The following is a 14,184-nucleotide window of genomic DNA, read 5'->3' on the forward strand; positions in this document are numbered from 1 at the left end:
AGTCGATCGTACTGATCGACGAAGTGAATCTAAAGAAACAAGGAAAGTTTTGTAGAAACGGTTCTGTAACAGGCGAAAGTGTGAGCAAGAGAACATCAGAAATCGGTGAAGTTGGCCCGCCCCTTAGACAGTCACAAGTCTGTTGTGTAGATAAGCTCCCATTACTGATGACAGGCGCACCAAGCTGGACAGTATCTTAGGCTCTCGATCAAAGGAGCGAGAAAGCCTGCATTCACAAGGTTAGTATTAATTGCCTGTCAAGTTCTTTAATAGATCGGAGTACATGGAGAGCAAATAATGACAACAGTCTTAGGGATAGACATCAGTAAAAAAGACTTTCATGTCTCATTACTGAGAGAAGGTCGTGCAACTAAACCCAGAAAGTTTACGAACAATACTCAAGAGTTTGAGAGTTTGCATAACTGGCTCAAACAACAAAGTGTCGTCGAACTCCATGCTTGTATGGAAGCTACTAGCATCTACGGCGAAGCCTTGGCAGAATTCCTTTATGGGGAAGGCTTTCAGGTAAGTATCGTCAATCCGGCTCGTATTAAAGGGTTTGCTAAAAGCGAACTTCTGAGAACGAAAACAGACTCCGTAGATGCGGCACTGATTGCCCGTTTTTGTGCGGCAATGAAACCATCATTATGGACTCCTACAGCCCCCGAAGTCAAGGAATTACAAGCCTTGTTACGGCGGCTCGAATCAGTCACAGAAATGATGACGAGCGAACAAAACCGTTTGGAGACAGCTACGCCAACAGTTGCTGCCCTTACCCAGGAACATTTGGACTATCTAAAACAGCAACAACAACTAATCAAAAAACTGATTAGTGACCATTTTGACCAACACCCACACTTAAAACAACAGCGCGAGCTGTTGAATTCAATTCCTGGCATTGGAGATTTAACAGCTTCTATATTATTAGCTGAAATTGGCGATGTTTCTGATTACGATAATGCTCGTCAATTAGCAGCCTATGCTGATTTAACACGCCCGCGAACGTACTTCTGGGACTTCGGTTAAGGGCAAAACTCGTTTGTCTTGTACGGGTAATGTCCGACTGCGAAAAGCTTTGTATATGCCAGCGGTAGTGGCGATGCGTTATAACCCTTTGTTGAAAGCTATGAGTGACCGATTATTGGGTCGTGGGAAGGTCAAAATGCAGGTAATTGGTGCTTTGATGCGGAAATTGGTGCATTTGGCTTTTGGTATTTTAAAGTCCCAAAAGCCTTTCGACCCCAATTATTTACTTGCTCCCCCTTGACAGGTCAAGACAGTATCTACAACTAGAAAGGGCGGATTTGTATGGTGTATATCTAGACAAGTGCTTCTTGATAATCGAGATTTTCATCGAGATAAATAGCCCGAATATCCTCCGGCAAGTTGGATTCTAAAGTTTGATATCCTTTTTGCAGCAAAGCCTTTACCTGAGCGGGCGAAATGGCTTCGCCTTCTGCTTGCAAATAAGCTGCAATTCGAGTTTCGCTCCAGCGGAAAGTCTGAGCCATCAACACCACTAAACGCGGCAGCGGCGCTAACAACTCCAAGGCTTGTTTGACGTAACACCACAGGGGAGGCGGAGCCGATTGCAAAGAGTAGTGAATCGACTCAACAGGGGGCAATTCAGCTTGATTGATGCAGACGGCGGTGACATTAATCAGCCAGTTTTGGAGACTAAGATTTCCGCCATCAGACTCTTGGATCTCGCGGCGCAAATCGAGGCCTCGCAGTTCGTGATAGATGTGCAGCCAAGTGTGGGCAAACAGGTAATCGCCTTGTACGGGCGATCGTACGGAATGGCGAATCAGGGAGTGGACTATTTGAGCGTAGCGGCAAAAAATCGCCGTGAAAAACCTACCCTGATCGGGATGGTTTTGAAACAGAGTCAATAATTCCTGGTCGCTGTGATGGAACAGGGATTTGACTACAGGATGGTTGAGTTCTGAAAAATTAGGTGTTTGCACAATTGTTCTGGAAAGGTTTTGGGAATAAATGCTGGTGCAGCCCGATTCTACACGATTTGTCGATCGACATTCCAGAGTTGAGGGCTATTTTTTAGCGGTGCGGTGCCAGCAGAGCGGTATTTCTGGCATTTTGTCCCTCTTTCAAGATAATATATACTTTTCACTTGTGCGATCGGGCTTTTCACACATCAGAAAAGTTATCAAAAACTCTGGCTATATTACTTCCCCTAAAAAAGAATTTTCACCGGAACAATGCGTGTCGGTTCATCACGATAAATTAAAAAAGATCGCTTACTTATATCGTTTCCGGTAGCATCAGAATGATACCGAGGACGCAGCAGTGCCGTGTCCTGACTGTGGGTAATATTAATTCCGATGCTACCGGAGTTGATATTACTACTATAAATAACCATATCCTCCACCCCCCGGAGTCTCAATGACAAACACATCCCCCGGCTGCATTTCCAAACTCGCCGTACTTCCCAACTCCTCAACCTTTCCATCAACCTTTTCAACATAATTCCGTCCAACTTTACCGGCTTCACCCCCCTTCAAACCGCAAGGAGAAATCACCCGCCGCCCCGATAAAATTCCCGCCGTCATCGCTTCCCGAAACCGCACTCGCCGCACAACTCCATTACCGCCGCGATGACATCCATTCCCCCCACTATTAGCCCGAATTTCAAAACTTTCTAACAACACTGGGAACCGCCACTCTAATACTTCGGGATCGGTTAAACGCGAATTAGTCATGTGAGTTTGTACCGAATCAGTGCCGTCAAAATCTGCACCAGCCCCCGAACCGCCGCAAATAGTTTCATAATATTGATAGCGCTGATTTCCAAAGGTAAAATTATTCATAGTTCCCTGAGAAGCCGCCATCACTCCCAACGCACAATACAAAGCATCGGTAATATTCTGCGATGTTTCCACATTGCCGGCAACTACCGCCGCTGGATAGCGAGGATTTAGCATACAGCCTTCGGGATTGATGATTTCGAGAGGTTTCAAACAGCCAGCATTGAGAGGAATATCGTCATCTACCAACGTGCGGAAAACATACAAAACAGCGGCTTTGCACACGGCTGCGGGAGCATTAAAATTGTTGGATTGTTGAGCAGAAGTGCCACTAAAGTCTATTTTTGCACTGCGCGCAGATTTGTCAATTGTAATCGCTACCTTAATTTGTCCGCCACTATCCATCGGATAAGTAAATTCGCCATCTTGCAAAACATCAATTACCCTGCGTACCGACTCTTCCGCATTGTCTTGTACGAAGCCCATATAAGCTTGCACAGTCTCTAATCCATAATGTTCTACCATCTTGAGAAGTTCTTCGGCGCCGCGCTTGTTAGCAGCAATTTGTGCTTGCAAATCGGCTATATTTTGAGGAGAATTGCGAACTGGAAAATTACCCGATGTCAGAAGTTCTAGTAATTGTTCTTCTCGAAAATTGCCCTCGCTTACTAACAGGAAATTGTCAAGCAATACACCTTCTTCAGTTACTGTTGTACTGTTAGGAGGCATGGAACCGGGAGTAATGCCGCCGATGTCGGCGTGGTGTCCCCGCGAGGCCACATAAAACAAAGGAAGGCAGGAATCACGATCGAATACTGGAGTAATAACGGTGATATCTGGTAAATGCGTGCCGCCGTTGTAGGGATTGTTAGAAACATACACATCGCCCGGTTGAATCGCATTGCCTTGTGCTAAAATTAAAGCTTCAACGCTTTCGCTCATCGAGCCCAGATGTACGGGAATGTGCGGCGCGTTGGCAACTAATTGCCCGTGTTTGTCGAAAATTGCACAGGAAAAGTCGAGACGTTCTTTGATGTTGACTGAGGAACTTGTGTTTTGCAATGTGACTCCCATTTGTTCCGCGATCGCCCGAAACAAATTATTAAAAATTTCCAGCAAAACCGGATCGGATTTAGCCGCAGATAAACCCGAATGAACGCGGATATTATCTGCGTCCATCTGCGTGCATCTGCGGTTCAAAATTAAATCGTTATTTTCGGTGATTTCCCCTTCCCAGCCCGGTTCTATGATATTAGTTCCCGTAGCTTCAACAATCATAGCAGGGCCTTCTATGCAGTCGCCCGATCGCAAATCGTCTCTCTGATAAACAGGCGTTTCCCGCCACCCGCCAGCAACATAGGTTTGCACGGTTGAAATTGGTTGCACAGGCAAGATGCCCGTGCCACAAGAGGGGGAAATTGTGGAGGCTTCCGGCACATCCATTCTTTCTACAACTTCCACGGAAACCGCTTCCACAATCAGCGGTTTTTCTGGCATAATAAAACTGTAACGCTGTCGGTGGGCTGCTTCAAATTCAGCCTGCATCGCCTCAATATTGTCAGCAAAATTGACCGCCAAAACCGAGTCACTTCCCTGATATTTTAAACGCAACTTGCTAACAACTAAAACCTCTGACACATTCTCTGTGTTCTCTGCGCCTCTGCGGTTCAATTCCCTCTTTCCATCTGCCTCCAATTCGGTTAAAATATAATGCAAATCAGGTAATAATTCTGCATTTAATTGTTGCTCGATCGCCCTTTCGCGAATAGCCCGCACATCAGCCAAACCCATACCGTAAGCGGACAACACACCCGCATAAGGGTGAATAAATACCCGTTTCATCCCCAAAGCATCGGCGATCGCACAAGCGTGTTGGCCGCCCGCACCCCCGAAACAGCACAATGTATACTCCGAAACATCGTAACCGCGCTGAAGCGAGATTTTTTTGACAGCATTTGCCATCTTTTCCACCGCGATCGCCAAAAAACCCTCCGCCACCTCTTCGGCCGTCCTCTCGCCCCCAATTTCCCCCGCTAATTGCACAAATTTTTGGTTTACTACCTCAGGGGCGATCGGCAAATCTCCATTCAATCCAAATACTTTCGGGAAAAAATCCGGTTGAATTTTCCCCAACATCACATTGCAATCAGTCACCGTCAAGGGGCCGCCTTTGCGATAGCAAGCGGGCCCAGGATTGGCCCCTGCGGACTCCGGCCCGACGCGGTAGCGAGCCCCGTCAAAAAAGACAATTGAACCGCCGCCGGCTGCTACAGTGTGAATTGCCATCACGGGCGATCGCAATCTCACCCCAGCAATTTCCGTCTCAAATTCGCGTTCGTATTCGCCGTTAAAATGGGCAACATCTGTCGAAGTTCCGCCCATATCAAAGGTAATAATTTTATCAAAACCTGCCTTTTTGCTCGTTTGAACTGCACCGACAATTCCCCCAGCAGGCCCGGATAAAATACTGTTTTTTCCTTGAAATTGTGCCGCGTCTACTAAGCCGCCATTCGATTGCATAAACATTAATTTAGGGGACGGTGCCCCGGTGCCCGCCCCAACAGCCTCGTTCCCAGGCTGTGCCTGGGAACCCATATCCAGAGGCTCTGCCTCTCTTAATTGACTTGTTACTTGTTCGACATAACGCCGTAAAATCGGAGATAAATAAGCATCGACAACCGCAGTATCTCCCCGCGAAACCAGTTTCATCAGCGGGCTAACTTCGTGAGATACTGAAATTTGAGGAAAGCCAATTTCTTTCGCTATTTTAGCAACTTGTTTTTCGTGTTCCGAGTAGCGGTAGCCGTGCATGAATACGATCGCACAACTGCGAATTCCCTCATCGTATGCTTGCTGCAAAGACGGGATAAACTCGGTATTGACAGCAGTTAACTCCTCACCTTGAGCGCTGTAGCGTTCTGCAACTTCAATAACTCGATCGTACAGCATCTCCTGCAAAACAATGTGACGCGCGAAAATATTCGGGCGGTTTTGATAGCCAATTCTAAGCGCATCGCCGAAACCTTTAGTAATTAACAAAACTGTGCGATCGCCCTTTCGTTCCAGCAAAGCATTTGTCGCCACCGTCGTCCCCATTTTAATCGCTTCAATTTCGGCCGCAGGTATCGATGCGTCGGCGGGAATTCCCAGAATGTCGCGAATTCCTTGAACTGCGGCGTCGGTGTAGCGTTCCGGGTTTTCCGACAGCAGCTTGTGAATGACTAATTTACCGTCGGGGCTGTTGGCGACAATATCGGTAAAAGTGCCACCGCGATCGATCCAGAATTGCCAGCGAGTGCGATCGGGATAAGTAGGATTCATATCTCTTTTTTCTAAAATTTTTGCTTGACTAATTTACAAGTATTCAACAAACTTCTGTTCGAGTCAATTCATAAAATTCATAACTTCGGATCATAAAAGTCATAATTTCTGGCCGCTCAAACTAGCAGGCGATCGATCATGTTAATTATAGATGTCGAATGCCCTTGACTAACCCTTGACAAACACCAGCCAGAAAATCCAAATCCAAAGTCTCAATCCTATCGCTTTCTCGATGATAATGCGGATTTCGCATATTAGCAGTATCAGTCACCATAATAGCCGGATAACCATTATCCCAAAAAGGAACATGATCGCTGCGGCGAGTATCCGGCACAATTAAACCTCGATTAGGCACTGGTAGCCACTCACAGGGCTGACCAGATTTGCGAATTTTGCCACTCAAATTAATCAAATCGGGAACCGTCCGCAAAGTGCCAATTAAAGCAATAAAATTGCCACTATTTGGATAAAAATATTTCAAGCCTGCGGGATAGCTTTGAGAATTAGGATTATGGTTGCAATAACCCAACATTTCCAAACAAATCATTAACCGGATTGACTCTTGCTGTTGCTTGTATTTAGCTGCATGATGACTGCTTCCCAAACAACCGTATTCTTCCATATCGAAGGCAACTAATTGCACTGGATATTTGAGCGGCCCAGATGCGATCGCCCTTGCGAGTTCCAGCAAAACAGCAACACCAGTAGCATTATCATCGGCCCCAGGTGATCCGGGTACAGTATCGTAATGAGCACCAATTACGATCGGCGGCAACCGCTTATTAATCCGCTTTTCAATACCCAGATTCTCTTGCTTTCCCCCCTTAGCAAGGGGTGATTCTTCTTGCTTCCCCCCGTTAGCAAGGGGTGATTCTTCTTGCTTCCCCCCCTTAGCAAGGGGGGGACTGAGGGGGGGTAAATCCAAGATAAAATTGTGATGAATTCGCCCGCGCACCGAAAAATCGTCAATTTCTACAGTTCCCCACTGTGCCAACTGTTCGCGGATGTATTGCTGAGCATAAAAATGCCCTTCGGATGCGAGGTATGGGTTGCGATCGCGTACAATTTGAATCAGATGGCTGTGCAAGCGTTCCTTGAGATTCATGCGATCGGAGATACAATGAGTACACTAAGATTATATGGGATTGAATTATGATAGGAGAAGTCAGAATCGAAAATTATAAGTCCATTCAAAAGCTGAAGCTAGAATTAGGACGAGTAACTGTATTGATCGGTGAAAATGGCTGCGGCAAAAGCAATATCCTAGAGGCGATCGCCCTGGCTTCTGCGGCGGCAGATGATAAGCTGGATAACGAGTTTTTAGCTTCTCGGGGCATCAGAGTTACAGAACCTCAGTTTATGCGATCGGCTTTTGAAATGGAAAACTTGGTTAAAGATATCAAAATTGAGTTAAGAGGGAATGAGGGACAACCATTTAGTTGTATTTTGCAAAATGATAATTCTCCCTATTCTCATTGGGTTAGTAAAAACTTTTTTGGTGATAGTGAAACCTCTATAAAAAATGCTATTAATATTGTTATTCAAAAACACGGTGGAGCAGAAAGAATAAGAGCTATTTTATTAGAGCAAACCGAATCTTCTGAACAAGAATTCTCAAGAATCCTCAAAGATTCACAAGCATTTATTAGGATTATTAACCTTAATGAATTTATAATCTATTCTCCTGAAAACCAAGCTTTACGAACTTTTGAAAAAGAAGGTCAAATTCAACCATTAGGGATTAATGGAGAAGGTTTGTTTAAACTTTTAAAATTTTTGAATTCTGATGATAACCAAGAGCAGCTTAATGAAATTAAAAAAAAGCTGCAATTGATAGATTGGTTTCAAGATTTTGAAGCCACTCCAAATTTATCAAATATTCAAAATTTTCTCCAAATTAAAGATAGGTACTTAGATCCTGATCTAACTTACTTTGACCAAAGAAGCTCTAATGAAGGCTTTTTATTCTTGCTTTTTTACTTCGCTTTATTTATTAGCGATATCACGCCTAAATTTTTTGCAATAGATAACATTGATGCTTCTCTCAACCCCAGATTGTGTCGCAGATTAATGCAAGAATTAGTCGAATTAGCAAAAAAACAGGACAAACAAGTTATATTCACAACCCACAACCCGGCAGTTTTGGACGGTTTGGATTTAGGTGATGAGGAACAGCGGCTGTTTGTGATCTACCGCAGCCAACTAGGTCATACTAAGGCTATACGTATTCTCAAACCCAAACCTCTGGAGGGACAAGAACCTGTAAAATTATCAGAGGCTTTTTTGAGAGGCTATATCGGCGGACTTCCTGAAAATTTTTAATATGATTAAGTTTGGATTGATTACAGAGGGACTTACTGACCAGATTGTTATTAAGAGTATTTTAGCTGGATATTTCAACAGATCCGATCTAGTTATCAGATCGCTGCAACCAGAAATAGACAAAGACAAAAACTATGGCGGTTGGACTCTAGTTTTTGATTATTGCAAGTCAAACATTTTTCGAGAATCATTTCAATATAATGACTATATCATTATCCAAATAGATACAGATGTTTTGCTGGATTCCCAAAATTCTAATTATAATATTCCCAAGCGAGATGAAAATGGTAATGAATTTACTCCTCAGCAGTCGATCGAAAAAGTTATTGAAAAATTCAGAGATACGATTGGTGAGGATTTTTATGATAAACATCAACAGCGGATCGTGTTTGCAATTTCTGTTGACTCTATTGAGTGTTGGTTCCTCCCACTGTATTATACAGACAGTAGAAAAGCTAAAATTACAAACTGTCTCGACACGTTAAATCGGGAACTGGCGAAAAAACACAATTTTACGATCGACGCTAATGCTAAAAATCCTGATTATTATCGAGAAATTTCAAAACCATATCGCAAGCATAAAGTTTTGATGAAGCATTACTCAGAAAATCCCAGTTTAAAAACTTTTATAGAAGAGATTAAAAGCAGAGACATTAAGATTGGTGATGAAGAGGATTGGTAATGAAGCAAGTTATTATGTCATATAATAGAAACATAGTTACCGGAGATTACCATGCAAGCATACAAACTTAGAGGTAAAATCGATGCAACTGGCAACTTGGTAGTTGTGGAAGCTGTGAATATGCCGCCGGGAGATGTAGAAATCATCGTCTTGCAGCTACCTGATACGGTTAAACAAGCCAGCGCGTCAGAAAATGTCGCACCTGAAGCACCTCAAAAAAAGTTTAAAACTAACGTGAAGGCATTTCAAGGTTTATTCGATCGAGATGCTGTACCGGAACCGCTGGATTTTGACGATCCAGACAAACAAGCAAAATGGGAATATTTAAAGGAGAAACATAACTTGTGAAACTCCTGATAGACACCAATATAATAGTAGATGTTGCGCTCGAACGAGAACCTTTCTTTGCTGAGAGCGATCGCATTTTAACTTTTGTTGAAGAAGCACAAATTCAAGGCTATATTTCAGCATCAACTTTTAGCGACCTTTACTATATTATCCGCAGAGACAGATGCCGCGATTGGACGCTGGATTTTTTGCGGCAGCTAGCCACATTTTGTCAAGTAGCAACCGTAGATAACTCTGTGATTTCAATGGCATTAACTTGCAACTTCAAGGATTTTGAAGATGCTATTCAGTACAGCACTGCTGTAATCAATCGAATTGATGCCATTGTCACCCGCAACCCGCGAGATTTTCCAGTTACTACTCCTAGGATTTTAACTCCAAATCAGTTAATTCAAGAATTAACCAATTCTCCCTAAATTTTTCCACCTGCTACACTTCTGATTCCAATTCGCTAACCCGCAACTGCACGGGTAATTCTACAGAATTCAACTCAGACGACTCTAATAATCCTGTTGCTTCAACTTCTGCACTCGCTTCACCCGATCGCATTTTTCGCAATTTCTCACCCAAAGTATCCCGCTGGTTAATCAAATAAATACTCACCAAAGTCAGCCCAACCCCCATCGATTGCAGTGGATTGAGCACTTCGCCCAAGAACAAATTGCCGAACAGCAAAGCAAAAACAGGCGTAAGAAAGGTAAGAGAACTTAAACTTGTTAAACTGCCACTGGAAGCAAAATAAAAGAATAAACCGTAGGCGATCGCACTTCCGAACACAGTAGAATAACCTAACGCCATCCAGCCGGAAAAATCGATATTCACAAACTGTTCAGACTCAGTTGCAGCCGAAATTGCCAACAGCGGCAAACCGCCCAAAATCATGTGCCAACCAGTCGCCACCACCGGGTCAACATAACGACAAACCCAGCGCACCAAAACCGTACCCACAGCCATCGACAAAGCAGCCAACAGCATCAACCATTCTCCACCCTGAAACAACTGTTCGATACCCGCAGAAACCTGCGCGTTTTCAGGATGAAAAAGCCCCAAAATCCAGCCATCGGGCAACCCGATCAAACTAATCCCAGCAACGCCAATAACTAATCCCAACCAGCCCCAAAAACCAATTTTTTCTTGAAACAGCCACAAACATAAAATCGCCACAGCTAGCGGTTGAGAATCAATCATCACCGAACCCAAGCCGGCACCGGTTCTCGCCAAACCTTCAGCTAAAAAGCCTTGAAACAAAGTAGCGTCAACCAAAGCAAACAGCGAAATCCACAGCCAAGCTTTCCAACCCTGCGGCTGTGGTTTTCCCATCAGTGCCGCCGCCAGCAGCACCAACACGCCCGCAGGTACTAGACGCACGAATGCCACAAACAGTGGCGTTGTGTGCGGCATCACCCCCTTCATCGCTACCATCGCGGTTCCCCACAGGAAAAATGGCGCAATTAGCAACAGCGGGGCAAAAGGTAGTTTTGAATCGGTAAGTTTTAGCTGCATGGCGGAGACTCCAAATAATTGATGAGATTGATTCTCGTGGGGATGATGTAGTTTTGTTAAGCAATTTTTACAATTATATATTGGTGTTGAGTTAAATGCGATCGCACAAATCTCGGCCATTATGAACAGGCAAGATGCCTGTTCCACAAAATCAAGGTGGAACAGGCATCTTGCCTGTTCCTAAATGCCACAACATCTACCCCTATGAATAAGGCACACTATAAGAAGTTAGCTACAAAAATTCGTAACATTGCCTGTACACTGCCCATGATTTGGCCATTCAAGCCCCGCTACCGCAAACAAATCGCCCGTATCGAAATCACCGGCGCCATTGCCGGAGAAACCCGTAAACGAGTCCTAGAAGCTCTCAAAACCGTTGAAGAACGCAAATTTCCCGCCTTGCTGCTGCGGATAGACAGCCCCGGCGGCACTGTGGGCGATTCCCAGGAAATTTACAGCGCGCTCAAGCGTTTGCGCGAAAAAGTCAAAATTGTTGCCAGTTTTGGCAATATTTCAGCTTCTGGCGGAGTTTACATCGGCATGGGAGCCGAACATATCGTTGCTAATCCCGGTACAATTACTGGCAGCATTGGCGTGATTATCCGGGGCAACAATCTAGAACGGCTGTTAGAAAAAGTAGGCGTTTCTTTTCAGGTGATTAAATCGGGGCCGTATAAAGATATCTTGGCATTCGATCGCGAATTGACCGATCCTGAACAGCAAATTCTGCAAGACTTGATCGACACCAGCTACCAGCAATTCGTGGAAACCGTTGCGGAAGCCCGGAACTTGGCTGTTGAGAAAGTCAAAAGTTTTGCCGACGGTCGCGTTTTTACCGGTCAGCAAGCCTTAGAATTGGGTTTGGTCGATCGACTGGGAACAGAAGAGGACGCTCGCCGCCTTGCCGCCGAACTCGCAGGCCTCGACCCGGAAAAAACCGAGTCTTGCACCCTAGAAAAACAAAAACCTTTCCTAAATCGTGTCTTGGGGAGTAGTCTGGATATATCCGGGCTTTCAGCTTACAATAATTTGCTGGAATTCGAGCTTTCTACTAGCGGTTTGCCGCTATGGATGTATCGCCCGTGATTAAATAAATTAGTCATTGGTCAGGAGTCAGTAGTCATTAGTTACTCCCTGGATGATTGGGCGATTGAAATCTGTTGACCTCAAACTCAAATGTGGCGCTTCGCCCGTCATAAGCGCTTCCCGCTGGCTTCGCCTACGAGTTCGAGGTCAAACTACACAAACGAAGTCCACTCAAGGGGGGACTAAGAAATAAACTGGGTATTTAAGCCTAATTTAGTATGACTAATGACTAATGACTAATGACTAATGACTAATGACTAATAACTAATGACTAATGACTAATGACTAATAACAAAAATATGGAGGAAATTTGCGTGGAGTGGCAAGTGCGGGGGATTCGTGGGGCAACTACTGCTAGCGAGAATTCGGTGGCAGCAATTCGAGAAGCGGTGAGAGAATTATTAGATGAATTAGAAGCAAAAAATGATATTAATCCAGAATTAATTATTAGTGCTACGTTTTCTGCTACTCGTGATTTAGATGCTGTGTTTCCGGCTGCGATCGCCCGCGAACGTCCTCATTGGTGTAATGTTCCTTTGTTGGACGTGCAGCAAATGCACGTTGAGGGTGCTTTGGAACGCTGCATCCGGTTTTTAATTCACGTCAATTGGCCGGCAAATACTGAAATTTATCATCCTTATTTGCGGGGAGCTCAAAATTTGCGCCCGGATAGGAATTTAGCGGTGGCGGTGGCTGGGGAAAAATAATAGATTCACTTTGGGCTTGATTTAAAAGTTAACTCACCATTACAGGTGGGTTTATTTTTTACGGGACTTGATACAGTACAAAACCTGCCCCGGGGATATATGCTTAAAAGCTTTTATTAGAAAAAAAACCCGGTTTCTTTGAGAAGCCGGGTTTTTTGTCATCAATCAGACGCTTTCTTGTGATGCAGCCTAATCCCTAAAAAAATGTCATATATAAAACTCCAAAAGTCCTTTTTCCCTTCCAATATTCCCAAAGTTTGAGGAGAACCTTTCTCATCCAACAGCGGCTTCACAGCCTCATAAGCAGGCTTGTAATTGTACCAAGGAATAGAAGGCCACAAGTGATGAATCAGATGATAATTCTGCCCCAAAATCAAGATATTTAGAATAGGACTAGGATATACTCTGGCATTTTTCCAGCGATCGCGCTCGTGAAACGGACGGTGCGGCAAATAATCAAAAAATAACCCCAAGGCCAACCCCACCACCAAAGCAGGAGAAAACCAAAAATTCAGCACGTAACCTAAATGATCGTACTGAATGGCAATATACACCACCGCTACGACAAACAAACGGCTGAGAAACCATTCCAAGAGTTCGTATTTCCGCCACAGTTTGCGCTTAAAAAAGAAAATCTCGTGGTAAAAAAACCTCGCAGCAATCAACCACAAAGGCCCGCCAGTCGAAACATAATGGTCTGGATCGTTATCTGGGTCATTAACGTGGGCGTGATGCTGCATATGTACCCGCGTAAACACCGGGAAAGCAAAACCCAACATCAGCGCGCTACCGTGTCCCAAAATAGCATTAACTGTGCGATCGCGATGAGCCGCATTATGAGACGCATCGTGAATCACAGTTCCAGCCATGTGCAAAGCCAACACGTTCAGCGAAAAACAGCACCATTGGGGCCATTCCCAATACCAGAAACCCAAGTAAGAAATCACGATAATCGCTACTGCACTCAAAAACAGCAGTAGTGTCGGATTAAAGTCACCGGGAGGACTCAGAAACTCTTTCGGCACTGTCAGCGGCCGTCCTGCCTCCGACATTTTTGTTAAGACTCCTTAATATTTCACACTTGCGTAGTATAAGATACAAGCCGGACAATAGTAAAGTTTTGTCAGGAACCTCAGCCTCAAGGCATGAAAGAACAGAGTTCGATCGCCAGAAACTAGCCTCTGCACAAACAGGAAAATATTGATGTTGTGCAAGGATACCAGTGCTAAATTAGCCAAAATAGTTCAGCAGACTACATAAAATCAATGGGTATGTCTGTATTTATGTCAAGCCTGAAAGCGAAAAATTTGCAAAAAAGAGCGCTCCCGAAGAAAAAATTACCGATCGGTAAAAAGTCAGATATTCTATATATTGTTCAATACCTGCTTTTTTGACGACTATCAAAATTTTTAAGACTTGAGACTAGCGTCATTGCTTGTAGTGCAAAAAT

The 14,184-nt window shown here is 44.3% G+C and carries 14 protein-coding genes; 9 read left to right on the forward strand and 5 right to left on the reverse strand.

All coding sequences use genetic code 11. From position 1 onward, the window contains the following. The 3 genes from QUA03_RS13975 to QUA03_RS29015 all read left to right on the forward strand — a co-directional run. Window positions 1–200: hypothetical protein (locus QUA03_RS13975; protein WP_333212901.1), on the forward strand; the 200-nt coding region annotated here is incomplete at its 5' end. Window positions 201–297: 97 nt separating this feature from the next. Beyond that, window positions 298–1,026: an IS110 family transposase gene (locus QUA03_RS13980; RefSeq protein WP_333212902.1), complete on the forward strand. Its 729-nt coding sequence runs from the start codon at window positions 298–300 to the stop codon at window positions 1,024–1,026. 13 nt (window positions 1,027–1,039) lie between these two features. Beyond that, window positions 1,040–1,267 (forward strand): transposase, encoded by a 228-nt coding sequence (locus tag QUA03_RS29015; protein WP_445304853.1) that lies wholly within the window; start codon window positions 1,040–1,042, stop codon window positions 1,265–1,267. A gap of 52 nt (window positions 1,268–1,319) precedes the next feature. Here QUA03_RS29015 and QUA03_RS13985 read toward each other — a convergent pair whose 3' ends face one another. The 3 genes from QUA03_RS13985 to QUA03_RS13995 all read right to left on the reverse strand — a co-directional run bounded on the left by QUA03_RS13985 (window position 1,320) and on the right by QUA03_RS13995 (window position 7,191). Beyond that, window positions 1,320–1,967 (reverse strand): sigma-70 family RNA polymerase sigma factor, encoded by a 648-nt coding sequence (locus QUA03_RS13985; RefSeq protein ID WP_333125558.1) that lies wholly within the window; start codon window positions 1,965–1,967, stop codon window positions 1,320–1,322. A gap of 399 nt (window positions 1,968–2,366) precedes the next feature. After that, on the reverse strand, window positions 2,367–6,086 hold the full coding sequence (locus tag QUA03_RS13990) for a hydantoinase B/oxoprolinase family protein (protein ID WP_333212903.1): 3,720 nt from the start codon (window positions 6,084–6,086) through the stop codon (window positions 2,367–2,369). Window positions 6,087–6,231: 145 nt separating this feature from the next. Further along, window positions 6,232–7,191: a M20/M25/M40 family metallo-hydrolase gene (locus tag QUA03_RS13995; protein WP_333212904.1), complete on the reverse strand. Its 960-nt coding sequence runs from the start codon at window positions 7,189–7,191 to the stop codon at window positions 6,232–6,234. A 47-nt stretch (window positions 7,192–7,238) separates the two neighbouring features. Between QUA03_RS13995 and QUA03_RS14000 the strand changes: the two genes are divergently transcribed. The 4 genes from QUA03_RS14000 to QUA03_RS14015 are packed head-to-tail and all read left to right on the forward strand — an operon-like array spanning window position 7,239 to window position 9,854. Beyond that, entirely contained in the window at window positions 7,239–8,408 is a 1,170-nt protein-coding gene (locus tag QUA03_RS14000) for an AAA family ATPase (protein WP_333212905.1), read from the forward strand. Window position 8,409: 1 nt separating this feature from the next. Beyond that, window positions 8,410–9,090, forward strand: a complete 681-nt coding sequence (locus QUA03_RS14005; RefSeq protein ID WP_333212906.1) for a phage tail protein — start codon at window positions 8,410–8,412, stop codon at window positions 9,088–9,090. A 51-nt stretch (window positions 9,091–9,141) separates the two neighbouring features. After that, the gene (locus QUA03_RS14010; protein WP_333212907.1) at window positions 9,142–9,438 is read left to right on the forward strand and encodes a hypothetical protein; all 297 of its coding nucleotides are present in this window, start codon (window positions 9,142–9,144) and stop codon (window positions 9,436–9,438) included. Continuing rightward, complete coding sequence (locus QUA03_RS14015) at window positions 9,435–9,854, forward strand: PIN domain-containing protein (protein WP_333212908.1); 420 nt, start codon at window positions 9,435–9,437, stop codon at window positions 9,852–9,854. Before QUA03_RS14010 ends, QUA03_RS14015 begins: the two co-directional genes overlap by 4 nt. Window positions 9,855–9,867: 13 nt before the next feature. Here QUA03_RS14015 and QUA03_RS14020 read toward each other — a convergent pair whose 3' ends face one another. Further along, complete coding sequence (locus tag QUA03_RS14020; RefSeq protein ID WP_333212909.1) at window positions 9,868–10,941, reverse strand: DMT family transporter; 1,074 nt, start codon at window positions 10,939–10,941, stop codon at window positions 9,868–9,870. A gap of 267 nt (window positions 10,942–11,208) precedes the next feature. Here QUA03_RS14020 and sppA point away from each other — a divergent pair, with 267 nt between their 5' ends. Beyond that, on the forward strand, window positions 11,209–12,027 hold the full coding sequence (gene sppA / locus QUA03_RS14025; RefSeq protein ID WP_333141974.1) for a signal peptide peptidase SppA: 819 nt from the start codon (window positions 11,209–11,211) through the stop codon (window positions 12,025–12,027). A gap of 281 nt (window positions 12,028–12,308) precedes the next feature. Further along, window positions 12,309–12,734 (forward strand): chorismate mutase, encoded by a 426-nt coding sequence (aroH, locus tag QUA03_RS14030; protein ID WP_333212910.1) that lies wholly within the window; start codon window positions 12,309–12,311, stop codon window positions 12,732–12,734. Window positions 12,735–12,895: 161 nt separating this feature from the next. Here aroH and crtR read toward each other — a convergent pair whose 3' ends face one another. Beyond that, window positions 12,896–13,786, reverse strand: a complete 891-nt coding sequence (crtR, locus tag QUA03_RS14035) for a beta-carotene hydroxylase (RefSeq protein WP_333212911.1) — start codon at window positions 13,784–13,786, stop codon at window positions 12,896–12,898. Between the last annotated feature and the right edge of the window lie 398 nt (window positions 13,787–14,184).

Source organism: Microcoleus sp. S36b_A4, assembly GCF_036700645.1.
Lineage (GTDB): Bacteria > Cyanobacteriota > Cyanobacteriia > Cyanobacteriales > Microcoleaceae > Microcoleus.